Raw genomic sequence first — 22,867 nt, forward strand, 5'->3', positions numbered from 1 at the left:
CCCCTACCGAATTCGTTTCTTAGCGTAGAATCCGGCTTAAAAATGACTTGGTACGTTCGTGGGTTGGATTCGCAAAAAAGTGTTCGGGAGAATTTGCCTCTACAATCTGCCCCTCATCCATAAAGATGACACGGTCGGCAACCGTTTTGGCAAATCCCATTTCATGAGTGACTACGACCATTGTAATTCCCTCATGGGTTAGATCTACCATAACGTCGAGAACTTCCTGAATCATTTCTGGGTCCAAAGCCGATGTTGGTTCATCAAAGAGCATAATTTTGGGTTTCATAGCCAAAGCTCGTGCGATAGCTACACGTTGTTGCTGACCTCCTGAAAGTTGCGAGGGATAAACACCTGCTTTTTCTTTTAGTCCAACACGACTAAGATAAGCCATACCGGTCTCCGTTGCCTCATCCTTAGAGACTCCTTTAATTAGCATAGGAGCAAGTGTCAAATTTTCCAGAACCGTTTTATGAGGATAGAGGTTAAATTGTTGAAAAACCATGGCAACTGATTGACGTACTTTAGCCACCTGGGCCTTGTGGGCTGTAATATCTACTCCGTCAACCGTCACCTTACCAGAACTAGGCTTCTCCAGAAGGTTCATACACCGGATTAAAGTGCTCTTGCCTGATCCACTAGGGCCAATGACGACCAGTTTCTCCCCCGAATTTACCGTTAGATTAATGTCTTTGAGGACATGTAAATGTCCGAAATGTTTGTTTACCCCTTCTAATTGAATCAAGCGGGTGCTCCTTCCATTTTTCTGTTTTTTTCTTTTTTGTTATTTCTATAATAGAACAGTTATGTTTTTAAATTTCGTCATAACTATACGAATTCCTCTATTGAATTATTTATAATACTGTATACATGGTCTTTAGTTGACAAATACTTGTCCATGTTTTAAACTAAAAATGAGCTGACATTGAGATCGCGCCAATTGGCGCGACACCAAAAATGGAGAAAGCACCTGCTATGGACTGCATGTTTGTAAACGATACTATCTATGCAAACATGTATGCAGGTTGTTTTCAAACGAAAGGAGAGGGCGTAATTGCCTTCTCCTTTTCGCGTTCCTTTGCGAACAATAACCTTAAATCCGTTTGCCTTGACACGTCCGCGAGCCTTGCGATGACCGCACCATACATAATATAACGAAATATTGTAAGAGAACAACTATTAGAGACAATAGTATTCCCCCACATACATTTCGCCTTTCGTTTGCCATTGAGTTCTTACGTAATGGCGGCAGTACCGCAAGTTTAAGAACGCAACTCGGGCATATGAGTATTGCCACGGTTGAAAAATATTTATACTTTGCGAATACACACATTATTTCAGATACTAAACGGTTTAATCCGTTGGATAAATCTTTCTATTTAAGTATCGCTATACCCCTCTATTACGTAGTTGATTTGGTGAATTCTTCGTTTAAAAGCTGATACTAATGAAAAGGAATCTAGATATAATGACATCATAGGAGGCGACAACTTGGAAAACAAATTCTGTATCGGAAATGAGTTAGAGGAAGAAAAGCCTTTATACAATGCACTAAAAAAGCTATACCCCGAGGGGTTAAAAATGGAGAGTATAACACCAACGCAAATGCGACAATTATGGTGGGTTGAATGTTGTTTTGATTCGATGCTCGCTCCGTTATGTAACGTTACCATAAGCAAATTTAAAAGTTACCGTTTGTATACGTTGAACATTAAGGCGCAGTACATGGAGGCACTTGACCGCATGTATTTGGCAGGGCAAGATGTCGAAGGTTGGGAAAAAATGATTCAACGTTTAGAATAACTAAAGAGACGTGGGTAAGCTTACAAACGATTTTCTCTGCACACTTTCCGCATCATCTACCGATTTCATAGATACTAAACGATTTAATCGGTTGAATAATCTTTCTATTTAAATATTTACTACTTTTCCCGCTCAATCCATTGTGATTTGGGCGGGTTTTTCACGTTTACCCCGAGGTAATAACACTTAATTCAAATCATTTTAGTTGACCGTATTCCAAAAGAGGTGTGCCCTCTCATCGGTGTGAACTCCTCCTCTCGTCAAGTGATTAAATTGTCGTATAACCATTATGATTGTCACATAGAAGGGATACCAACTAAAATATTGAAATTACAATATTGCGTTTATAGAATGCCTAGGTGCTGCAATTAGTGTTTGGGAGTTAAGGGAGGAGATAAATTGTGGATTTCGTAGCTATTGACTTTGAAACGGCGAATTCGAAAAGAACAAGTGCATGCTCTTTGGGTATAATCTTGGTAAAAAATTCGCAAATTGTTGAGAAAAAATCTTGGCTAATCTATCCTCAACCTTTTGAATTCGACTACTTCAATGTATTGGTTAATGGATTCAGTGAGAAGCAATTACAAGATAAACCGCGATTTTGTGATTGTTGGGAAGAAATACAACCCTATCTTGAAAACCAAACTATTGTTGCCCATAATGCCTCTTTTGATATTTCCGTTTTACTTAACACATTGAATTACTATGACATCCGCTACCCTCGTTCTAAATACCTTTGTTCTTATAAAGCGAGTCGTATGGTTTTCAGTAACCTACTGAACTATAGCCTAGACACCATAGCAAATAGCATTGGTATCTCCTTCAACCATCATGATGCGCTTGAGGATGCTGAAGCAACTGCAAAGATATTAATACATATGGTTAACTCAACAGGTTGTACTTGTGTCGATGATTTTGCCAAACATATCGACTTAAAATTTGGAACGATTAGCGACTCCTATTATTCTACTTGCCAACATATTAAAGGCGAGCCTGCTCGTTTAACCAAGTCTAAATCTGTTCCACTTTCAAAAAGAATTACGGCTGTCGTTAATGAATTTGATAACAGTAATGAATTTTATCAGAAAACTGTTGTATTCACGGGTGCGCTCGGTGGCTTGAGTCGCGCGAATGCCTATCAAATCATCGCAAATTTGGGTGGACAACTTGCAGAAAGAATTACCCGAAAGACCGACTTCCTAATACTCGGTCAGCAAGACTACAGATTACTTAAAGGTCAGACTTCTAGTTCTAAAACTAGAAAAGCAATTGAATACGCAAACGCAGGAACGGGGATACAGATTATCTCCGAGGCTGACTTTTATAAGATGATAGGTGATGAGAACTGTGGATAATTTAACTCCTTCCGAGATTTGCAATGAAATAGCCGCCATGATTAAAGCGGAAAAAGGCTCCGACGCTGAAATTGAAATAATTGATAATCTCGCATATTCTTCCATCAAATTTTTGGGGATACACTCATTAAGGGTGCGGTGCGGAAAAACAAACTATATTGGATTAAAGAATTCTTACGAACACCTATGGGCAAATGACGATTCTATTAAGACGGAACGTTTACAATCAGACGAATTGTGGAGCAGAGTTTCATTTAATTCAGTTGAAGAGTTGAAAACCCTTTATCCATTATTCTTACAGTTATACGACGAGGCTTTCTCGCTGTTGAACGTTGAACTGTTTAGCTGTTGCTCAAGATATATCCAATGTTCTGACGAGAAAGTTTGCATTCAACCTGACAAACGTTTATCAGTTGGTTGCCAATACAGGAAAAATTTAATAAGCGGAAAGATCTTTTATGGGTTAAATAAGAGTTCACATATGGATTAACTTACGCCATTGCGGAACCTTAATGAACTGCGCCGTAGGTAACTTTTGTAATTCATCCTCGAACTCGGCAACGGTCATTTCAGAAACGAAACTTGGCACGCGTGAAGTCACTTGCCCCCAACCCCTTTAACGTTTGATGCTTTTACACAACGCAAAGGGGGGAACGTGTGACAGTATGAATTTAGAAGTTGGTGGCAATATATCTTGGTGTTGATTAGTAGCAATTCCGCGCCCGTTGAACCCTTACATAAGCACTCACGAAAATTGCCTCGGCAATTATACTCTGTTATGCCCTCGCGAGGCGTAAGGGGGAATTTAGGCGTAACTCACCCAGGGTTACGCCTATTCGTGTTGATCAAAAAAGCAAAAAAAATAAGCGGGAGGTTTTCGCCTCTCGCTTTTTCTATGTCCTTTTATTGAATTTGTGAGTAGTCGGCTCGGTTAACAATGTTCTCGCCAACCCATTCCAACGCCGCAATTCGGTTCTCTTGTGCTGCCTTGGCGAACATCTTTGGGCAAGCCTTGGCGAACACGGTTGGCTAGAAAGAATTCCCGAAGCCGCTAACCGAAAAGGTTCGAGCTCCCCTGTATGACAGTATGGGTCTTTAGCGAAGTAAAAATGCTTTATTCATCATAATCTTACCCCCTTTGCTTTTTGAAATTTGTATTTTATTTGTATTAATCTAACTGAATAACTTTATTTACCATGTGTAATTAGAATTAATTAGATACAAAATACTCGACAAAGGAGGTTTTATTACTATGGCAAAAATTAAGGATAGAAACACTCTGGCAATCGTATCGGGGATGATTGGTTTAGCCGGATTAATGTTGGTTGACATACCCTCACATATGGCAGGTATCTCTAAGAGGTCATATAGGGAGGCTGCGGCAGGAATGTTTGTTTCAAAAAGTGAAGCGAAGACGTTGAGGGGGCATATCCTTGGATTCATAATGAATTCCGCTGTGAGCATTTTAGGAGCCAAATATATAATCAATGATATGTCGAAAAATGGGCGGGATAAAATTTTAGCAAAAGGCGTACTAGCCGGGATTGGCATCGGAGCCATAGCTACAGCCATTCCAAATGTTGTTCCTCAGAATAGCGTTAAACCTAAAGATGCAGCAAGTAACCTTTCTTACGTTTTCAGCAATATGGTATATGGGCTACTTACTACCTTCTCAGCCTCTAAATTGGGTCACGATTCACTTTTCGATACTCCTCCACAAAACGATTACTTGAAGCCGACTGAGCAAACAAGTGAGCAAATTAAATTAGCTCCTGTCTCACGAAATACGGTTCAACCTATCTACTCAGATGTGAATTCCAATGCAGGAAATACGGTGCCAATGAACCCGTCCTGACATCTATGAATTCTCAGATGCCCTCCCGCGTTTATATAAAGTAGGAGGGCATCTATTGATGAGAATATTGTTTTTGATGTTTGTAGTCAAACTTGTCCCCATCACCGTTGCAGTTTCTACGTTTGAAGTAATTTGGTTCGCTAAACTCCCATTTAGTGAACATCCAGTTATCTACGAATGCCGCCCAACACTGAGGTTAGGCGGCATCATTTATACTGAAGGGTTTAAGAATTGCACTAAACTATGGTCTCAGCTTTGATTTGCATTATTTGGTTGGCTACCCCAAGGTTAATTTGTGGTGTATCCTGAAAATATTTATATGGGTTATATAGGTAATATTAGGTTATAATACCAGGAAAGTGCTGGGTAAGGAGAGAGGTTGCTTGGGATTCGTTCAACTAGTATTACTAGAAGAGCTGTTACTTATCTCATCTGGTATGATTTTTTTTGGAGGGATTTGGGGTACAGTTGCGGCAACTGTAGTTTTAAGTGGAATTAACTTTTTTAGCCATGATTTAGCATTGTTTTGGCGATGGGAAATACCTCTTTTGCTTCGGGGAATGGCAGGAATGTTGCTCCTGCTTGTTGTCGGGCGAATTGCAAATAAAAGTAAAGTTATAACCAGCTTGGCTGGTGGGCTGATCGGCTTAGTTATCTTTGGAGCATTTGTCACGCCCGTTTTAGCAATAATCCTTGCAGCCTTAGTGTTCGGAGCTGGTATTATTCCTAAAAATGAAAAGAGCCATGTTCTTTGGAGCTTTGCTCCAACGATAGTGCGTTTGATTTTAGGTCTCGGAGGGATTATCTACGGAAATATTTTAACACTCTAAGCCGAGTGAAATCGTTCAGTTAAGGGTTAAATAGCGTGGCTTCGGTGACGAAAGTCTCCTATCCCAAAAGAAATACTTCGCGACGAAGGGGGTCCTCACCTGTTATGACTTATCTTATTTTTGTCTTTAGTCGATAAGTGGGATTTTGGTAAACTCCCATTTAAGGAATAGCTTGGTCAAAGCCATTTGTTGCAAGGTTGAAGGAAAGATATGTTCTAAACGTTGAATTTGGTATCGATTCGCTTTTAGAACAAGAACGGCGTTCAATGTTAGACATTACATCCGTAAAATAAACGTTATTATCGAAACACAGAGCGTATAGGAAGCAGAAGGCATTTGTAAGTGAATCTCTTCTTCCCATTATCCTACTAATATGAATTAAAACAGGTTTAATAGGGTGGCTCATTCTGAGAGACAGTGGCATAGTACAGGGCGTACTGGTGTCGCTGCAACGTCGAAATATTCAGGTGCTTTTTTTTCGCTCAAAACTACTGTATTGCCACATTTCGTAATCGCCGTAAATTGTTTTTGAGAATGTGTATAAAAAAAAGCGGGTTTTCCTTTTGGGGGTCCCGCGTTTGGCTATTCTACATATTTTACGAGTTTTTTTCTAAACCCAACTCAATTCCTCAACCGCTCGCGCCAAATCCTCTTCGCTCGGTGCGGTATAGATTAACGTTTGCTGTATGTTCGGGGATCCGTCCTTTTTCATATGCCCCGCCAATCTCGCGACAACATCCAACGGCACTTTGCGCCCTACGAGTTCATGGCAAAACGTATGCCTCAACGTGTGCGCGGTTAAATCGTCTATGCCCGTGAATTGTTGGTACTTTGTAAAGATATGTTGAACCCCGCGAGTGCTTAACGCGGCGGATCGTTGGGATCCAAAAAGGAACTCCGTCGGATTGTGTTCCGCGATGTACTGAGTTAGGATCCTGCGGCAATCCACGTTTAACGGGATCTCGCGGTAACGGTTCCATTTACCTTTGCGAACAATCAACTTACCCTTGCGCTCGGTTAACTCAATATCGTTCATTCGCAAATCACAAAGTTCCTGCACCCGTAAACCCGTGTGTAACAACAAAGTAATAATTGTATACTCGCGGAGGTCGCCAAACTTGCGAACGAACCGTATCAACGTATTTTGTTCTTGCGAGTTTAACCATTTTGGTGCGAGGGTTCCAACAATAACGGGGTCAACGTGCTTGCATGGATTGTCGATGATCTCGCCGCGGTCAACAAGGAATTCGAGGTATGCCCGCAATTGCGTTAAGCGTTGGCGTGCTGTGTTAGGTTTCCAATTTGCTGTGGCGAATCGTTTATAGTTCGCAACATCCTTTTGTGTAGCTTGGCGAACTATAAACGTTAGATTTTCGAGGGGATCCGATGGGGTCGCGTTGGGGTTCGATTGGGTTCCAATAGATTCAAAAAATTGTATGTTTATTTTATGCTCTAGCTTGGGAGCCTCAAAGGGGGTGGGGGGGTGTTGGGGGGTATCGCTTGAGTTCGCGCTCATCCATTCGCAAAAACGTTTGATGCTCGATTTGTATTGCCGAACCGTTAACTCGCTTTTGCCCTGCGCCCTTATGTTGTCAATAAATTGTTCCATTATGTCTGCGCCTCCTTAGTGATATACGACAAGAATTTAGCGTGATAATGCACTATAATCGGTTAATATAAGCACATTATATCGCGTATCTCGTCGTATATCAATTAAGATATACGCCAATTAAAGTGTATGTTCAATAGCTCGGCGGCGGTTATCCGTTGCCTTCTCGCAACGCAAAAAGCGGATTAGGGTTTATACCCCGCATGCCTTTATAAGCTCTTAAAACAAGCTCTACGCCTCTCTACGCATATACAAAAGTAAGGGATAGCTTGCGATTATCTGCGGCAAATAACTTTATTTGATACACCACCTCGTTATAGGGAAAGAACGTTCCTGTGGCCATAGGAAAGCTTGTTCCTGTAGCTTTAGGAAAGCTCGTTCCTGTGGTCGTTAATTATTAGATTCACTCAATAACGGAATAACCTTTTCTTTCTCAACAATAGCCAATTCGTTATTATGTAATCGAATGTTGTCTCTCTTTATTGTTAATATGGTTATTGTTCAACTGTTTATTGTTTATACGCAAGTTTCTGCGTAGGTACACACGCAAATTCCTGCGCCTGTTCACCTATTAACACACGCAACTTTCTGCATATGTGAACTTAAAAAAGGCGGGGTTATACGCCCTCACCTAGACAAATAGTATCTAAGCCAACATCCTTGGCCTTATAGGGTAATATGGATTAGTTTGCTTACGCTTGCTCAAAACGTGGTGATGTTACGTGGACTTAACGAGGTAACAAACGATGTTAAGTGAGTTCTGCCGATTTAAAATTCCTTTCGATAATACGAATGAACGAAAAGCCCGCAACCCGCATGACAAGCGTTTTTTGCGAATGGTATAAGTCTCTTTTTGTGATGTTGAAACTAGCGTTTCTGTTTGCCGATTACCTCTACTCATACGTGTTTACGTAATTCCGTAATAACCAACAAACTCGCCTACCATCGCAGTTTTGCGAACGATGGACGGGTTTATTTTTCTCCGAACGTTCGAGGAAGTTTTTCAGGAATCGGACGATAGGTGCTGTTTGCCCGTGATTATACGTTCATATGATGACAAAGTGAGGCGGGCGTTAAAACCTCACCGTTAGCTTTTAAGGCGAAACATTATGCAAAAATCGCTACCATAATAAGTCCGATACCAATTAAAACCGCACCTACTAATTCATAGTTATCCAAGATGAAAAAAAGCCTACTGTATTTTCGCTTAAAATCAAATCGTTGATAATTTCGTCTCAACAACCAACCAAAAAACACAATGAATGTGATTCCAAATATCATGAGCACGGGAGTATCTTTTACATACGTTGTTCCATGCATGAATAATGCTCCATTCTTATAAGGATGATTTCTATATTAATTAGTATACCTTATCATGAGTAAGGAATACGGCTGTTGTTTTAATGGCCTGCCGTATTTAATGCCAACGATAAACTGTTTTTGCATCTCGAAGTGTGGTCTATGATAATCGAAATTTAGTGGGTGGTTTCCCTCTTGAATTCTTTAAACCGCTTAAAAGGGCATTTATACGACTATGGTGACCATCTATTTCTTTCACCTCTCATTACGTTAATTTGAACCCGTTAACCTATAAAACGTTTTCTTTCGTAATTTTGACAACAACGTATTAAAGGCTACAAACGTTAAGCACTAAAATAGCGGCAACCATCGTTAACTACGCGGCTCTTATCGCCCCTAACGGGGCATGGCTCGCTTTGCTCACCATCGCACTATTCAACATTAACGTTGTATCTCAACAATAGTGTTATTATCTATAGAGTATGTGCGAAGGGGGAACCCCGAGCAAACCAAAGGGCGAATGCCCGAGGTTATCCATTCGCAAAAATTACCCTATTTATTCTTAAGAAAAAAACGCCGAAACCAGCATTATAGGCTGAATCTTTGACGATTTTACTAACTTTTATTTAGTAACGGTGGCCTCGAACCCCCGCATTAAGTCTCGTTGTTTAACCACGCACTCAACAAATCTCTCATTCGTTTAGAGGGAATGTAAATGTCTACGGGTTTACCGTCGCGAATAGCTGAACGAAAAATCCATTGAAGTAAATCGGTTAGTGCAAAAAGTTCCTCGTTAACCTTTACGCCACGTTGCGCAAAGAACTGTTCTTCCATCGGGTTCATATAACGATTTAAACAGAAAGCTAGCGTTGTCTTATGCTTGTAACGATTGGTCGCTCGTAAATTAAATGGCACGAAACACGCTTTCCCTTTTGAATCCGTGTTGTTCTTCGACTCCTCTTTGCCAAAACCATTACCCGTAATGTGCTTTTTGTAGTCCTTATACGTTGTCCAAATGAAGTCGTCAGCCTTAGAATTGGTATAATTACGGTAATAATTGTAAAGGTTGTTTTTCAGTTGTGAAATCTTTGGAGCATTTTTTTTATTCTCAAACCATGATTTTGAAAGTGATTGTTTTTGCCCAATGTCGTTAAGCTTACTGTCATGGATGATTATCAACTGTTTTAGATGCGAGCGGTCGTGGTATACCCGTGAAACGAGTTCATAACGTTCACCAACTTTTGTAACTTCGCTATAATCGTATTTAATCTTGTGGAGGTCATAGTAATACCGTTGCAATTGACCTTCGAACATATACGTCATTATGAATACTTGGTCAAAGAACCCAAAAATCTTAGCGGGAAAGTTCCATAAAAACGCGGTGTTGTTAACGGAAAACAAATTCCCTGCCAAAGCATAGCTTTTTACCTCGTTGTATTTCGTGTTCAACTTTGGGTCTGCTGTCCAATGGACTTGGATCGTGCGAGGGTCAATTTCGATAGTCCCCGAATCTTCTAAAATGGTAATATCACCTTTTTTTACGGTTTGAAGAACTGAAATAACTTCCATGACCTCATCAATCATTAACGTGTAATTCTCCCATTTCAACAAATCCATTAGCTCATCGTCAGCCATTGCAAACAAAGCGTGAGTTGTCGCGATGTCCTCGCCATTAGCAATTAACCGTTTGAGCGAATCTAATTTGGTTCCGTCTCCGTGTTTAACATCGGGTTCTTTGAACTTGCGGTTAGTTACGCTTTCACGGATACGTTTTACCTCATCGAGGAACGGTGTAACATAAATGAACTTTTGTGAATCGCCTGCCTCTTGCATTAGTTGAATTGCGTAAGACGTTTTGCCCGTTCCCATCATACTGTCAATCACTTTGACCTTATCCATTTCTTTTCTACCTCCCGTTAAATTTGTTTTCCAATAGCTAAAACGCAAATAACGAGTTAGCGTGTCATTAACGAAAAATAAACAGTGTAAAATGCGGGGTAAATTTGCATACTTCCACGATTCAGAATGCTTAGGACGCCCTTTACGCGCTCCTCATACGCATATTTGTACCGATTAAAAGCCTTTACCTCGTGGTTCGTAGATTCGAATAACTACAAAAAAATACCCCCACACGCTTGTCAGGCGAATGGAGGCATATTTGTATTGTGCAATTATTTTACTCGCGTTATTTCTGAGCCTTTTCATAATACTCTCGAAACAAATCCAATGGTGGTCTGTTTGGCTTAGTATTGTCAATTATTGTTGATTGTGGTTCCTGTTGTTGCTCCATATTCTTTCTTTGTTCCTCAAGTGCGGTAAAGCCCTCAATGAGATAAAGATAAGCGGGTTTGTTATTATCCATTTGATTTTTCCCCCATTCGTTTGAGTTCCTTCAAACGTTTTATTTCCTCTAATCGTTTTCGCGCCTCATTTTCACTTAGGAGTTCTTTATAAAGTCCATACCAAATTACAAAAAAAGGAACCTTGCCAAAATTTAACGCATCCATTACCTCGTAAGTATTTGGAGCTACGTGGGAAAAAACGCCCTCGTTGTCAGAATATAAATTAACAATCGGATACCCGACCTTACGTGATGGCTTATACGTGGCGTGTTGCTCGCTTCCATAAGCAAGACGAACAGCATTTAGAAACTTCCTTTCTAATTCGCCACCTCTAGCTTGAATTTCGCCAATTTCCTTTGCTGCGAGTAAGAACTCGCAACGTTTACGCTTTAAATTGTCGCTCTTTGTAGTAACCTCATTACAAATATCTTTATGGGCGTTATTCCTAGCGATTTCTAACTCGAAAATCAGTTCAGCTAATTGGTTCTTATTGTGATATTCCGCAGTCGCAAGAAGTTCTTTTGTAACTGATATTTCGCTTTCAACTTCACGCATCCGGGTTTGGCATTTTTTGAGGTTAACTTTTTCGCCCTCGATTTCCCGAATTAACATCCGTTGCCATTCTACTTTAAGTTCGGATAACTGTACCTCCAAGGCGCGGAGCGTGGCTTGAAGATTATTAATAGTTGAAGTTCCTTGTTCGTTTAAATTAGCAAACCTTTTCGAGACTATCTCAAATTCGTTCATTTCTTATTCGTCCTCCATTTCATTTATATTGGGTTTATCATTCAAGCCTAAACGTTCTTTGAGTTCTTGAATTTCAATATTTATCGTTTCCGTCGACCTATCTATGATCGGTGAAACAGAAATTTCGTGGGATTGCAACAGCATTCCGAGAGATTTCAATACTAATTCTGCGGCACGAACATTACCGCTGATGGCGTTTTCTGTGAGGGACGACATAATTTGGGGAAGGAGCAAATTGCATTCTACTAATGAGCGGCGGCGAACGTAGTTTTGAAAGTCCTCGTTTTCCAATCGGTAGCGATGTAATTGCCTTGTGCTAATTCCCGCGGTTTTAGCAATCTCGTCATAGCTTGGACTTTGTCCGCGTTTCTGAATAATCATTTCTGCGCAGATTATCATGGTTGGCGTGAGTGAGGGTAACCCCTTTATATCCTTAGCGATGCTTGGTATGCGTGTAGGCTTATTCATATGAGATAATCCCTCCTCCTTCTTGCAGTTCTTCTTTGTCTAGTACCAATAAATACAGCAATTTTAGCGCGAGTATATTGCCACTTAGATTCCCTTTTTCGATTTTTGAAACGTTACCCTGTGAAATTTGAAGAAGTTTCGCTAATTCTTTTTGTGTAAGTCGATGCTTGCGGCGAATCATGCGGCAAAGCGTTGCGGTACTCGCTAAAGATTTATTGTTCAAATCTATCAGCCGCCCTTTCCGTTTCTAATGTTGGTCGCGGTGGAATACGGGATAAACAAAAAAGAAAACACCAAATTCACTTGCACGGGAACTCGATTCCTCGTGAGTAATTGGTGTTTTCATAATTAAGGAGGAGCATATGAAAATAGAAAGTGACAACGAAAATCACCTTCTCACTCTTATAGTGACGTAAAGGCATATCTCACAACCTAACTAATTATCTTTTTTGCATTATTTTCAATACGTTTCTCAGCGAAACTAACTATTAATTCTACGAAATCGCGAAAAGCATTATTGGATAAATCATTCTTAACAATTACCTTAACTGTGATTTTTGCTTTTTTCATTACTATCGCCCCTTTCACTGTTAAAAACGCTTTCCGCTAAATCAGTGACAGTTCAATTAGCGTAAAAACATAGTAAAGTGACAGTAAATGATTACCAACAAACAAATCGTTCGCCTTGTGCTATAATCGACTTGTCCCAAAAACACTAGCAATGATAAAGGGTTGTGAACGATAATGGATATTTGTTTGTATTTGAGAAAGAGTAGGGCAGACTCGAAAGAACAAAGTGTGGAAGATGTTTTGGCTAGACATGAGCGGTCTTTACGCGAATTAGCTGAACGAAACGGATATAGAATTGTCGATGTATTCCGCGAAGTTTGCTCGGGTGAATCGATCCAATCCCGCGAACAAATGAAAGCTATGCTCACCAACGTGCAAGCTAAAATGTATGATGGAGTGTTGGTTACGGAGCAATCGCGATTGACTCGCGGAAACATGAAGGACGGCGGGATAGTTCAAGAAACGTTCAAAGACTCAAACACTAAAATTATTACGCTTACAAAAACAATTGATTTCAACGAATCCAACATGTACGACTTTGAACATATCATCAACGCCCGCGAACTTGAGAACACAAAGCGGAGGCTTAACGATGGTGTAAATAGATCAGCGAAATTAGGCTATTGGGTGAGCGGTGTTCCTCCGATTGGCTACCTTTATAACTCATCTACCAAAGGTCTTGAAATCGTAGAAAGTGAGGCTGTTATCGTGCGTGAGATATTCGCTCGGGTTCTAGCAGGGCAGAATTATCACGAAATAGTTGCTTGGCTAAATATTGGAGGTATAGCAACTCGCAAGGATGGCAATTGGCATGTAAATCAGATTAAGCGAATCCTCCCAAATGAAACATATATCGGATACGCTGTTCACGGTCGAACTCGTTGGGAGAAATTTACTGATAGTAATGGCGAAGAAAAGCGCAGAGAGATTGCTCTCCCTCGGGAACAATGGACTGTAGTTCCTGACTCGTTCCCCGCAATTATTGACAAAGAAACGTTTGATAAGGTTGCCACGCTCCTAGCGGCTAGAAAGCAGTTGCCTAAACGTTCGCGAGAGGGTCGCCATCCCTTGTCGGGTGTTGTTAGTTGTGCAAAGTGCGGCCATTTACATCAAATACAAAAGAACTCTAACGGTAACTTGCTCAAGGCATGCAACTACCGTAGTCCCGAGGGCGTACGTTGTGAGAATAAGGGCGTTAGTTTGTCGGAAGTATACAAGGCAATCAGAGCCGAACTAGGCAAGTTGCAGGAAACACTAGTTAACGCTCCTAAAGCCACGAAATCTAGTGGACAACGTAAGTCGTTAGAACGTCAACTCCAACGCAAACAAAGCGAACTAACAAAGCTCACAGGGGCAGTACAAAGGATTAACGACTTATACGAACTTGGCGATATTGCCCGCCTTGAATATCTTGAACGAAAGGCGAAACGCCAAGGAGAGATAGTTAGCAAACAACGTGAGATTTCCGAGATACAAAACTCCATTCGCAATACTAGCGGGTTGACCAACGAACAGCGTTTAGAATATATCGAGGAATTTTGTAGACAATGGACTGAAGAGGTTAACGATAACGAATTGAATCGGGCTTTTCACAAGTTGTTCGCCAAAGTCGAATATTTACGGGAGGGCGAAGAGGTTACGCTAACTATTGAATTGAACTGATTAAAAAACAAAAAAGCGACAACCATTCGATTGGGGTACGAATTAAGTTCGTATCCCAATCGAATGGTTGTCGCTGTGTTTACGCAATATGAAAGTGAGGCTGCCAATGGGCATTTATATTTACAGTGCGATATTATCGTTTACAATATAGCGATGGACGGCGGGTGCTTTCGTTTTATTCACTTGTCGTCGATGATTGAAGTGCTTCCCAAATTCTTCGGAAGGTTATGCACAGTACATCTAATCAACACATGCTTTGACAAAGCCACTCAACAAAGCCTGGCTATGCACTTCCGTCTCCATCATACTCTCCGGGTGCCATTGAACCCCTAGACAAAACTTTGCGTTGGACTTTTCGATTCCTTCAATGATCCCATCGGAAGCAAACGCACATTGAATAAATTCTGGCGGGATTTCTGATACAGCTTGATGATGTAGGCTGTTGACTCCAATTTTCGTCTTATTAAAAAGATGATAGAGAATCGATTCCTCTGAGATCGTCACATCATGCCAAGCGTATTGTCGTGGGGCGGTTTGGCTATGTTGCATTGAGCTAGGATACTGACTAGGAATGTCCTGATAAATTCTTCCCCCAGCTGCCACCGCCAAAACCTGAATACCACGGCAAATTCCCAGAAGGGGGAGATTCTTCTCCAAGGCTAGCTGAGTCAATAAGATTTCGCTGAAATCCCGTTCGGGAAAACATTCGCCAATTCCGATGTGAGGAACCTCTTTTAGATATAGGGGAGAAATATCCCCTCCGCCCGTTAAAAGCAAGCCATGTACGAGGTTCAAAACGTCAGTCGCCTCTTCTAGTGTCTGGACGGGTGGAACGATCAAAGGTATCCCACCCATTTTTCGAATGCTTTCTACATAATAATGCCTTGGAAATGTCTTTAGTTCTTCTGTACAATGAGCCGCTGTAATACCAATCACAGGTTTTTTTAACATCCGTCCCCTTCTCCCCTCTCAACACAAAAACAGCGTCGGTTTTGCGCCGCAACGCTGTCTCTCTTGACTGAAGCTATATATTAAATATCCGCAAGTCCTAAACTAATTTCAATGGCTTGGTCAACCCTTAGCATCACTTCTTCATCCAAAACAGCTACCTTTTCCTTAAGACGACTTTTATCAATCGTCCGAATCTGCTCCGTGAGTATGACGGAATCCCGTTCCAAGCCGCTTCGTTTAGATCTTACTTCGACGTGAGTAGGTAATTTAGCTTTTGCAATCTGTGAAGTGATCGCGGCAATTATTGTCGTCGGACTGAATTGGTTCCCTATGTCGTTTTGAATCACAAGGACAGGACGAGTCCCTCCCTGCTCTGAGCCGACAACGGGGTTAAGCTCTGCGTAGTAGATTTCCCCGCGTTTTATGATCATCGCCGACACTCCACCATCGTTTCTTCATAATACTCTAATACTTCTTGTTCCGTTGAAAACAACTCCTTGGCTATTGACAAATTCAGCTGCGCCATTTCTTGGTATCCTTTGCGCATCTGCTCGTGGATTCCTTTCTTTCTGCGTTCGTGAAGGATACTGTTCAGCGCTTCTCGAATAAATTCGCTACGATTCCGCTTCTCTACAGTAACAATGCCATCCACTTCTGCAAGCAAGCTCTCCGGCAAACTGATCATAATCCGTTTACTTTCTGCCACATTAGCACCCCCAGTCATTTAGCCGAAGCTATACTCTATTATAGACAGTAAAGCAAAAAAGTGTCAACGAACTAGAAAGGTAAATGAGCCCAAACCCCCTGAAAATAAGGCTATTTAGCCATGTAAATTATGGAAGGTAGTAAATTTCAAGATAATCTTACGATTAAATCGTTCATTGATGATAGTATAACAGTATATCACGCTTGATATACTGTTATTTTGCACAAGTCAGAAAGTATTTTAAGCAGGTCGTCTAAGCCAATATCGAATTGTCTTTAAGCGTGTTTCAGTAGCCTTTTAACCATGGCCTCATGCGCTAATTCTTCCAAGTGATCGTCAAGTTTAGGTAAACAAGTGTCAGATCCGCGCCTTTTCATAGCCAATTCCAACAACAAATCGGCAAAGTGTGGATTCTTCGGGAGAAGTGGGCCGTGTAAATACGTTCCAAAGACATTCCTGAACCGCACCCCTTCCTGATGATCATCTCCATTATTTCCCTGACCAAAGAGGACTTTACCCAAAGGCATAACCCCTTTACCTAAATAAGTTTTGCCTGAGTGATTCTCGAACCCAACCAATGTCCGAAATTTAGCGGCACTTAAGACTTTTTCATCAAGCTCCACAACCACATTTCCGATTAAACGCTTCGTACCGGCGATCGTCCAAATATCTAAGATACCCAACCCTTGAATTTTTTCTCCACCTGCCATTTGATAGTATTTTCCTAACATTTGATAGCCACCACAAATAGAAAGCACCACAAGGCCTTGCTCTATGGCACTTCGGAGGTCACTTTCCCGACGCATCAGGTCTTGGACAAGAATTCCTTGTTCACGGTCCGACCCTCCGCCAATAAATAGAATGTCCATTCCCATAAAATCCAAGTCGTCACCTAGCGAGGCTTGTTGAATCACTGGTTCAATCCCACGCCAACGACAACGGGCTGCCAATGCCATAATATTACCCCGATCTCCATAGAGATCGAGCAAATCCGGATACAGATGGCAAATAGTCAGTTTCACGCGTTGGCCTCCTCTCCGCGGTCTTTTGCTTGGGAAGTGGATAATCCCGCACCATTTTGATGACGTTCTAAAATTTCGCGAAGTGGAAATAGTAAAGTATACGTGGGTAATATAAAAACAGCCGCTTCTTCAGCACGATTCGCTTGCAAGCAATTAAGTGCTTCTGTCAAGCTATGTTCAAGGACAATCTTCTCTTCAGATACGCCTGCATATTTCAGCCTCAAAGCCATATCCTCAGCACGAAGTCCTGCACAAACTACCTGGTGTATGCGCTCCTCTTGCATTCCTAATCGTTCAAAATTGACATCCCAAAGCCAGGAAATATCTCGTCCATCCGCAGCCAAGTCATTGATTCCGATCAAAATCCGCAGGGGTTTTTCAAAGCCAAGCATTGTTTGAATGACTTGATCAAACCCTGTTGGGTTTTTCACCAGAGTTAAGGTGATCTCCCCCTCTGGTAAATAAAAACGCTCCATCCGTCCTGCTTGCGGAATAAACTCTCGCAATCCTTTTTGAATCGAAACTTCGTCTAGTCCCAGTTGACGAGCAGCCGTAAGAGCTGCTAACGCGTTATAAAGATTATAATACCCTTGCAAAGCCAGTGCAAACGGAGTTACGCCCACCTGAAACAGAAGCAGCCCCTCCTCAGGTCGGATATTCTCAGCCAATATTTCAGGCTTAGGCCGATGAAATCCACAGCCTAAACAATTAAAAACTCCTAATTGGCCATAATGAAAAAGCGTATAGTCAAGAGCAGTTCCACAGATTGGGCAAAATCTTGCTTCCCTAGTTTCCTGGCTCTCACTTCGGCTATCTGGGGTACGTTCCACCCCATAATATAAGGCCTCAGCATGATCCTTGCCAAACTGGGCTACCAAGGGATCATCAGCATTTAACACGAGAACGGATTCTTTAGGCAAAGATTCTCTCACCAGACGAACCGTTGTATCGAGCTCACCATAACGATCGAGTTGATCTCGAAAGAAATTAGTGATAATCGCTAAATCAGGAGACACTTGCCTACAAAGTTTAGGTACCGTCGCTTCATCGACTTCCAATAAAGCCACACTAGCCTGAGAGGTTCCGTTCCAGCATGTGTTTTGGATCAAAGCACCAGTAATTCCGGTTACGAGGTTCGCACCGGCCTGGTTAAAGGCAAAGACTTTCCCAGCCTCACGCAAAATATTCGCGAGGAGATTGGCAGTTGTCGTCTTCCCATTGGTTCCAGTGACCATAATAATCCCATCCGTATACGCCACACTTAAGTGCCGCATGATCTGGGGGTCAAGCCAGTTTGCTATTTTTCCGGGTAACGTCGTCCCATTTTTCCCAGCAATCAATAACCCCATAGTAACTATCTTTCCAGCCCATAAGGCAACCCAAAAACGCCACGTTCGTTTCATGTTAGCTCCTTTACTCGTAATCTCCTCAATTGTAGCACTCTCTCATTTGTATTATCAACCAAAAAAGGCTTGAAACAAACCTTTCTTATAAATTAATCTAAACCAAGTTGTTATCTTTGTTCTTTAAAGCTTCCTATTAATATAGCCCTGGGAGAGGTTCACCTTCTTATCTTCCTTTGTGAAATTAAAGCGACCGACAAAGAACTTACTTTGCGGTCGCTTAAAACTACTATATATATGCGTGTTGCCTCGATTGCTATTCGGGGTTCAAAATACCAGCTCAAGAGTACTACCTTCGAACGTATTGCATCGACATTCCTTCTTGCTCTACAAGGAGTAGGCTAGCATAATTGAGATTTTAGTTTTTCTATATTCATGCTACAGTCCAGCCGTTTGATTTCTTCCCCTTTATCCAATACAACAACTGCGGGTACCTTTTCTATTTCATATTTTCCAGCAAGATTCTTCTTTGTTGCCATATCAACTTTGAATAGTTTATATTCATCACCATTTTCACTAATGAGTCTTTCTAATAAGGTGCTGAATTCCAAGCTTTCATTGACTAAGACATTGAAGAATAATAATAGTATCTTTTTATTATTTTGTAGAACATTTGAATTAAAATCATTGAGTTCTCCGATGTATCGCTCAGCAGCTACGGCTGCAGTCGCACCATCACCTGCTGCGGAGACAACTTGTCTTAAATATTTCACTCGATTGTCGCCGACCGCGTAGATCCCTTCAAGGTTCGTTTCCATAAGGTCATTGACGGGGATATACCCTCTCTTGTCCATTTCAAGTCCGCTTTCGTTTAGAAAATGGGTTGACGGAATCATACCAACGAAGAAAAATACACCCTGACAGGTAAGTTCAGATGAACTGCCTGTTTTTAGATTCTTAATTTTTACCCCTTCTACATTTTCTTCCCCAAGAACTTCTTCAATCGTTGAGTTCCATATAAACTCCATTTTTTCGTTATTAAATGCTCGTTCAGCGCTGACTTTATTACAGTCAAGAACTCCTTCATCATGCAAAACAATCACGGTTACTTTTCGAGCAAATTTGGTAATGAACATGCCTTCTTCGATGGCCTGGTCACCACTCCCAACAACGACAACATCTTCGCCTTCAAAGAACTCGGCATCGCAAGTCGCACAATAGGCCACGCCACTCCCCCGAAGTCTTTTTTCACCGGGGATATTCAGAAGCCTCGGCTCACTACCGCAGGCAACGATAACGGCTTTGGCGGTAATTTCCTTTCCCTTTTTGGTCTTAATGATCTTCTCCTCTTGAGAAAAATCAACACTGAGAACCTCTTCTTTTAAAAATTCCACTCCAAAACTCACTGCATGCTTATGGAAATCTTTCATAAGATCGGGCCCGCTCACTTGGATATATCCAGGATAATTGACTATTTCCCTAGTTGTATCCGCTAAACCACCGATCGTCCCTTTATTAATAACTAAGGTCCTAAGCTTAGCCCTACCACCATAAATGGCAGCAGAAAGCCCAGAAGGGCCACCCCCAATAATGATCAAATCATAACTATTACCCACGTCTTCCACATCCCTTTAAATTTGATTATGCCCCAAGGACTTCTGCGATTTTCTCTTCGATGTTTTCCTCCTCAACTTTACCAGCGAGTTTTCCCTGATACTCGCCCTCATTGAAAAAGAGGGTCTGCGGAACGCCTTTTAATGAAAACCGTTTAAATAACTCCTGATCTTCTTCAACATCCACATAATAAAAACCAAATTTACCTTCATATTGGAGTTGCAATTCTTCTAACATTGGAACGACTTCTTTACATACATGACAGGTTTTCTTAGAGAAGATCACCAAACAGGGATCACAATTATCATAGATAATTTCTTCGAAACGGTTAGAGTTCAATTGTTGCAAGGACATATTCTCCACTCCTTAAAATTAACATTGTATTTAATCAACTATAAAATCATATATCAGCGTTTACACAGTCTTTTCGATGAAGTATGGTCGCTTTCTCTCATTTAAAAAGCAGCTATCAGAGTGCGCTTCTGATAGCTGCGCATATAACGCTTTGTTTAAATATCTTCAGAGAAAATTTGATAAATTGGAGCCCCTTCACACTGCGCAGGGTAACGCAAACCGAGCAATACCGAGACGGAAGGTGCAACATCAACTTGTCGGATCGTACGATCTGTTGTGAATCCAGACTTAATACCAGAACCTGCTGCTACAAAAATCGGCGAAACGGATGTCTCGAAATATCCTTCTGACGTTGAAATACTATCACCATGCAATCGATTGTATCCTTCTTCAACTGAGAAGAAAATATCACCACATTCTGGTCCATTAGCACCAATTAACACAGCATCTTTGTTTCTAAGGCAGATGCCGATCACACGTTTACCCGTCCTATCATCTCTGTAATTATATAAATCGGAGATGATTTGTTCTTCTAAATCATATTTATCGTTAGGATCCACGATACCATTTTTATCACGGCCTTTGAGATTGATATAAATATAGTTACTACGGATCTGTACGGCCCTTGTCTTTTCCCAATCGACTTCCCTTATGGAATTGCCATTTTCATCTTTTTTCATGACGGTATAACCCAGTTGTTCCATGACCTTTGTATTGAGACCACCATACTCTCCAATAATAGGAGGCACGTTTTCTCCAACTATAAGACCATGATCACTAAGGACTAACACAGTCCAACCTTCATCTAATAAATGCATGAATTCGCCAAGATAATCATCTGTTTGGATATAAAACTTTTCGATAAACCCTTGATAGGTTTTTTCATCTGTGTGGTTCCATGGTTCTAGAGTTTTTCCAAGATGCCATAACTGATGACCTGCACAGTCAATATTGTGGAGATGAGAAAATACGACTTCGTATCCTTTTTCCTTGATACAATAATTCATGCAATCAGCTTGCCATTGGTTGTATTGTACCCAAGATGGTTCAAAGATTTCGCGTACCAATTCAGCATCTTCTCCGCCGATTAAGCTAACCGGTGGAACTTCCCCAACATTTTCACGAATATCTTTATAGAGAGATTTCTGATGCCATAATTGGTCATTCGAAATATCGAGAGCATTGCTAATCCAAAGTCTAACTATACTGCCTGCTGGATCAAGTTCTAAAATTTTCATAGAGCGGCATGCTGGCTTAGTGACTTCTTTCTTTGTAACATCATCGATGATACCTGATACCATTTTATCTTTTTCTAAGGTAACAATCGGCACTTCAGCTTTCTTATTCTTATAAATAGCCACTCGATCATATTCGCCAGCTTCATTTTTTAGAATTAAAGCAGGGCGTCTCATGACACCACCCGAAGTTAGGATCGTGAATTCTTTAGCTCCCTCTGGAGCATTTGCCCAACCCGTAGCATCCTTGAGCGGAGAGTTTACAATATCATAAGCTACCTTACTACCAATAACAACTTCTGTATCTTCATCATCCATAACGTAGGTGCGAATTTCGCCACCTTGACGAGCTGTATCGCCCCACCAAAGTTCCATCATTTCATCGTCAACATCAGCGTCTAAAGAATCTTCCAAATCGGTAATGATACAGCCAACACCCGCTGGTTTATCCACTCTCGGTGCATAACGCACATCTTTAATCTCGGGTTTAGCAACAATTACTTTTTCCCAGTCAAGTTGAGCAACGCCCATATTCACAGAACCTGGTTGCGTGCCATCGACAACGCTCAGATTTTCGCTATGAGAGGTTGGGGGCCAAGAACTCCCAGGCCAATGCCAAACAAGTGTCTTCAGGCCAGCTTCAGAGGTGATATTCCAAATTTGTTCTGCGGTGCAATTACGAGAGTCCATATTGTAAACAACTGCATCCAGACTTTCCGGCGATTGTCTCCAATAACACGTAATGCCATGGGTTCCTGGATAAGCACCTGTAGCAAGTGTCGTCCAGCAAGGCGGTGTAATCGTAGGAATTGCCCCGAGTAGATGCAAGTCTTCTCTAGCCGATCCTCGTTCAATAAATTTCTGTAAGTTAGGCATTTTCCCTTCGGCCAAGAATTTTTTAGTAATTCTTGGATCCATCCCATCGACACCTAATACTAATAATTTATTAGTTAGTGCTGTTCTCTTCATAATACTTATCTCCTCTTATTATGAATTTTTTCGTTTTAGGTTATTTAAATCCTCCGATCTATAAAGGAGGAAATCTGTCTAAGTTAATTTCAAGATCCCTTAATCCCTTAGTATGAGGGGAAGTTTCACGGCC

Annotated in this window: 24 protein-coding genes; 7 read left to right on the forward strand and 17 right to left on the reverse strand. The window is 41.2% G+C overall.

Annotation, left to right across the window (positions count from 1 at the left end):
* Positions 1-19: 19 nt before the first annotated feature.
* Positions 20-745, reverse strand: a complete 726-nt coding sequence (locus E4K68_RS08335) for an amino acid ABC transporter ATP-binding protein (RefSeq protein WP_135378477.1) — start codon at positions 743-745, stop codon at positions 20-22.
* A 746-nt stretch (positions 746-1,491) separates the two neighbouring features.
* Here E4K68_RS08335 and E4K68_RS08345 point away from each other — a divergent pair.
* The 6 genes from E4K68_RS08345 (at position 1,492) to E4K68_RS08370 (ending at position 5,843) form a co-directional block, all read left to right on the forward strand.
* A complete protein-coding gene (locus E4K68_RS08345) occupies positions 1,492-1,803 on the forward strand; it encodes a hypothetical protein (RefSeq protein WP_135378478.1) in 312 nt (103 codons plus the stop codon).
* A 401-nt stretch (positions 1,804-2,204) separates the two neighbouring features.
* Positions 2,205-3,158, forward strand: coding sequence for an exonuclease domain-containing protein (locus E4K68_RS08350; protein ID WP_135378479.1), 954 nt, complete (start codon positions 2,205-2,207; stop codon positions 3,156-3,158).
* The gene (locus E4K68_RS08355) at positions 3,151-3,648 is read left to right on the forward strand and encodes a hypothetical protein (protein ID WP_135378480.1); all 498 of its coding nucleotides are present in this window, start codon (positions 3,151-3,153) and stop codon (positions 3,646-3,648) included. The genes E4K68_RS08350 and E4K68_RS08355 overlap by 8 nt, the downstream gene beginning before the upstream one ends.
* 762 nt (positions 3,649-4,410) lie before the next feature.
* Complete coding sequence (locus E4K68_RS08360; protein ID WP_135378481.1) at positions 4,411-5,013, forward strand: hypothetical protein; 603 nt, start codon at positions 4,411-4,413, stop codon at positions 5,011-5,013.
* Positions 5,014-5,068: 55 nt separating this feature from the next.
* Positions 5,069-5,272, forward strand: a complete 204-nt coding sequence (locus tag E4K68_RS08365) for a hypothetical protein (RefSeq protein ID WP_135378482.1) — start codon at positions 5,069-5,071, stop codon at positions 5,270-5,272.
* A gap of 124 nt (positions 5,273-5,396) precedes the next feature.
* Entirely contained in the window at positions 5,397-5,843 is a 447-nt protein-coding gene (locus E4K68_RS08370) for a hypothetical protein (RefSeq protein ID WP_135378483.1), read from the forward strand.
* Positions 5,844-6,453: 610 nt separating this feature from the next.
* On the opposite strand, the gene E4K68_RS08375 is transcribed toward E4K68_RS08370, so the two are convergent.
* From E4K68_RS08375 to E4K68_RS20340, 8 genes are all read right to left on the reverse strand, one after another.
* Positions 6,454-7,452, reverse strand: coding sequence for a tyrosine-type recombinase/integrase (locus tag E4K68_RS08375; protein ID WP_135378484.1), 999 nt, complete (start codon positions 7,450-7,452; stop codon positions 6,454-6,456).
* Between the two features lie 1,107 nt (positions 7,453-8,559).
* The gene (locus E4K68_RS08380; protein WP_135378485.1) at positions 8,560-8,772 is read right to left on the reverse strand and encodes a hypothetical protein; all 213 of its coding nucleotides are present in this window, start codon (positions 8,770-8,772) and stop codon (positions 8,560-8,562) included.
* 633 nt (positions 8,773-9,405) lie between these two features.
* The gene (locus tag E4K68_RS08385) at positions 9,406-10,650 is read right to left on the reverse strand and encodes a DEAD/DEAH box helicase family protein (RefSeq protein ID WP_135378486.1); all 1,245 of its coding nucleotides are present in this window, start codon (positions 10,648-10,650) and stop codon (positions 9,406-9,408) included.
* Between the two features lie 286 nt (positions 10,651-10,936).
* Entirely contained in the window at positions 10,937-11,113 is a 177-nt protein-coding gene (locus tag E4K68_RS20335) for a hypothetical protein (RefSeq protein ID WP_158291395.1), read from the reverse strand.
* Positions 11,106-11,840, reverse strand: a complete 735-nt coding sequence (locus tag E4K68_RS08390; protein WP_135378487.1) for a hypothetical protein — start codon at positions 11,838-11,840, stop codon at positions 11,106-11,108. Before E4K68_RS08390 ends, E4K68_RS20335 begins: the two co-directional genes overlap by 8 nt.
* Positions 11,841-11,843: 3 nt before the next feature.
* Entirely contained in the window at positions 11,844-12,308 is a 465-nt protein-coding gene (locus tag E4K68_RS08395; protein ID WP_135378488.1) for a phBC6A51 family helix-turn-helix protein, read from the reverse strand.
* Complete coding sequence (locus E4K68_RS08400) at positions 12,301-12,531, reverse strand: helix-turn-helix transcriptional regulator (protein ID WP_199241724.1); 231 nt, start codon at positions 12,529-12,531, stop codon at positions 12,301-12,303. Before E4K68_RS08400 ends, E4K68_RS08395 begins: the two co-directional genes overlap by 8 nt.
* A 209-nt stretch (positions 12,532-12,740) precedes the next feature.
* The gene (locus E4K68_RS20340) at positions 12,741-12,878 is read right to left on the reverse strand and encodes a hypothetical protein (protein ID WP_158291396.1); all 138 of its coding nucleotides are present in this window, start codon (positions 12,876-12,878) and stop codon (positions 12,741-12,743) included.
* A gap of 174 nt (positions 12,879-13,052) precedes the next feature.
* Here E4K68_RS20340 and E4K68_RS08405 point away from each other — a divergent pair, with 174 nt between their 5' ends.
* Positions 13,053-14,540, forward strand: coding sequence for a recombinase family protein (locus E4K68_RS08405; RefSeq protein ID WP_135378489.1), 1,488 nt, complete (start codon positions 13,053-13,055; stop codon positions 14,538-14,540).
* A gap of 240 nt (positions 14,541-14,780) precedes the next feature.
* Here E4K68_RS08405 and E4K68_RS08410 read toward each other — a convergent pair whose 3' ends face one another.
* From E4K68_RS08410 to E4K68_RS08445, 8 genes are all read right to left on the reverse strand, one after another.
* On the reverse strand, positions 14,781-15,491 hold the full coding sequence (locus E4K68_RS08410; protein ID WP_135378490.1) for a gamma-glutamyl-gamma-aminobutyrate hydrolase family protein: 711 nt from the start codon (positions 15,489-15,491) through the stop codon (positions 14,781-14,783).
* Positions 15,492-15,571: 80 nt separating this feature from the next.
* Positions 15,572-15,922, reverse strand: coding sequence for a type II toxin-antitoxin system PemK/MazF family toxin (locus E4K68_RS08415; RefSeq protein WP_135378491.1), 351 nt, complete (start codon positions 15,920-15,922; stop codon positions 15,572-15,574).
* Positions 15,919-16,197 carry a ribbon-helix-helix protein, CopG family gene (locus E4K68_RS08420; RefSeq protein ID WP_135378492.1) on the reverse strand — a complete coding sequence of 93 codons (279 nt, stop codon included), beginning with the start codon at positions 16,195-16,197 and terminating at the stop codon, positions 15,919-15,921. Before E4K68_RS08420 ends, E4K68_RS08415 begins: the two co-directional genes overlap by 4 nt.
* A 275-nt stretch (positions 16,198-16,472) precedes the next feature.
* On the reverse strand, positions 16,473-17,219 hold the full coding sequence (locus E4K68_RS08425) for a glutamine amidotransferase (protein WP_135378493.1): 747 nt from the start codon (positions 17,217-17,219) through the stop codon (positions 16,473-16,475).
* Positions 17,216-18,622: a Mur ligase family protein gene (locus E4K68_RS08430; protein ID WP_135378494.1), complete on the reverse strand. Its 1,407-nt coding sequence runs from the start codon at positions 18,620-18,622 to the stop codon at positions 17,216-17,218. Before E4K68_RS08430 ends, E4K68_RS08425 begins: the two co-directional genes overlap by 4 nt.
* 341 nt (positions 18,623-18,963) lie before the next feature.
* Positions 18,964-20,178 carry an FAD-dependent oxidoreductase gene (locus tag E4K68_RS08435; RefSeq protein ID WP_135378495.1) on the reverse strand — a complete coding sequence of 405 codons (1,215 nt, stop codon included), beginning with the start codon at positions 20,176-20,178 and terminating at the stop codon, positions 18,964-18,966.
* Positions 20,179-20,203: 25 nt separating this feature from the next.
* Positions 20,204-20,530, reverse strand: a complete 327-nt coding sequence (locus E4K68_RS08440) for a thioredoxin family protein (protein ID WP_135378496.1) — start codon at positions 20,528-20,530, stop codon at positions 20,204-20,206.
* 155 nt (positions 20,531-20,685) lie between these two features.
* Positions 20,686-22,734 carry an alkaline phosphatase family protein gene (locus tag E4K68_RS08445; protein ID WP_135378497.1) on the reverse strand — a complete coding sequence of 683 codons (2,049 nt, stop codon included), beginning with the start codon at positions 22,732-22,734 and terminating at the stop codon, positions 20,686-20,688.
* Between the last annotated feature and the right edge of the window lie 133 nt (positions 22,735-22,867).

This window comes from Desulfosporosinus sp. Sb-LF (assembly GCF_004766055.1).
Classification (GTDB): domain Bacteria; phylum Bacillota; class Desulfitobacteriia; order Desulfitobacteriales; family Desulfitobacteriaceae; genus Desulfosporosinus.

Excerpts from the sequence above, each read along its gene's own strand:
- E4K68_RS08390 (WP_135378487.1), bottom strand. The coding sequence starts at position 11,840 with ATGAACGAATTTGAGATAGTCTCGAAAAGGTTTGCTAATTTAAACGAA.
- E4K68_RS08395 (WP_135378488.1), bottom strand. The coding sequence starts at position 12,308 with ATGAATAAGCCTACACGCATACCAAGCATCGCTAAGGATATAAAGGGG.
- E4K68_RS08380 (WP_135378485.1), bottom strand. The coding sequence starts at position 8,772 with ATGCATGGAACAACGTATGTAAAAGATACTCCCGTGCTCATGATATTT.
- E4K68_RS08385 (WP_135378486.1), bottom strand. The coding sequence starts at position 10,650 with ATGGATAAGGTCAAAGTGATTGACAGTATGATGGGAACGGGCAAAACG.
- E4K68_RS08360 (WP_135378481.1), top strand. The coding sequence starts at position 4,411 with ATGGCAAAAATTAAGGATAGAAACACTCTGGCAATCGTATCGGGGATG.
- E4K68_RS08445 (WP_135378497.1), bottom strand. The coding sequence starts at position 22,734 with ATGAAGAGAACAGCACTAACTAATAAATTATTAGTATTAGGTGTCGAT.
- E4K68_RS08430 (WP_135378494.1), bottom strand. The coding sequence starts at position 18,622 with ATGAAACGAACGTGGCGTTTTTGGGTTGCCTTATGGGCTGGAAAGATA.
- E4K68_RS08405 (WP_135378489.1), top strand. The coding sequence starts at position 13,053 with ATGGATATTTGTTTGTATTTGAGAAAGAGTAGGGCAGACTCGAAAGAA.
- E4K68_RS20340 (WP_158291396.1), bottom strand. The coding sequence starts at position 12,878 with ATGAAAAAAGCAAAAATCACAGTTAAGGTAATTGTTAAGAATGATTTA.
- E4K68_RS08415 (WP_135378491.1), bottom strand. The coding sequence starts at position 15,922 with ATGATCATAAAACGCGGGGAAATCTACTACGCAGAGCTTAACCCCGTT.
- E4K68_RS08375 (WP_135378484.1), bottom strand. The coding sequence starts at position 7,452 with ATGGAACAATTTATTGACAACATAAGGGCGCAGGGCAAAAGCGAGTTA.
- E4K68_RS20335 (WP_158291395.1), bottom strand. The coding sequence starts at position 11,113 with ATGGATAATAACAAACCCGCTTATCTTTATCTCATTGAGGGCTTTACC.
- E4K68_RS08410 (WP_135378490.1), bottom strand. The coding sequence starts at position 15,491 with ATGTTAAAAAAACCTGTGATTGGTATTACAGCGGCTCATTGTACAGAA.
- E4K68_RS08440 (WP_135378496.1), bottom strand. The coding sequence starts at position 20,530 with ATGTCCTTGCAACAATTGAACTCTAACCGTTTCGAAGAAATTATCTAT.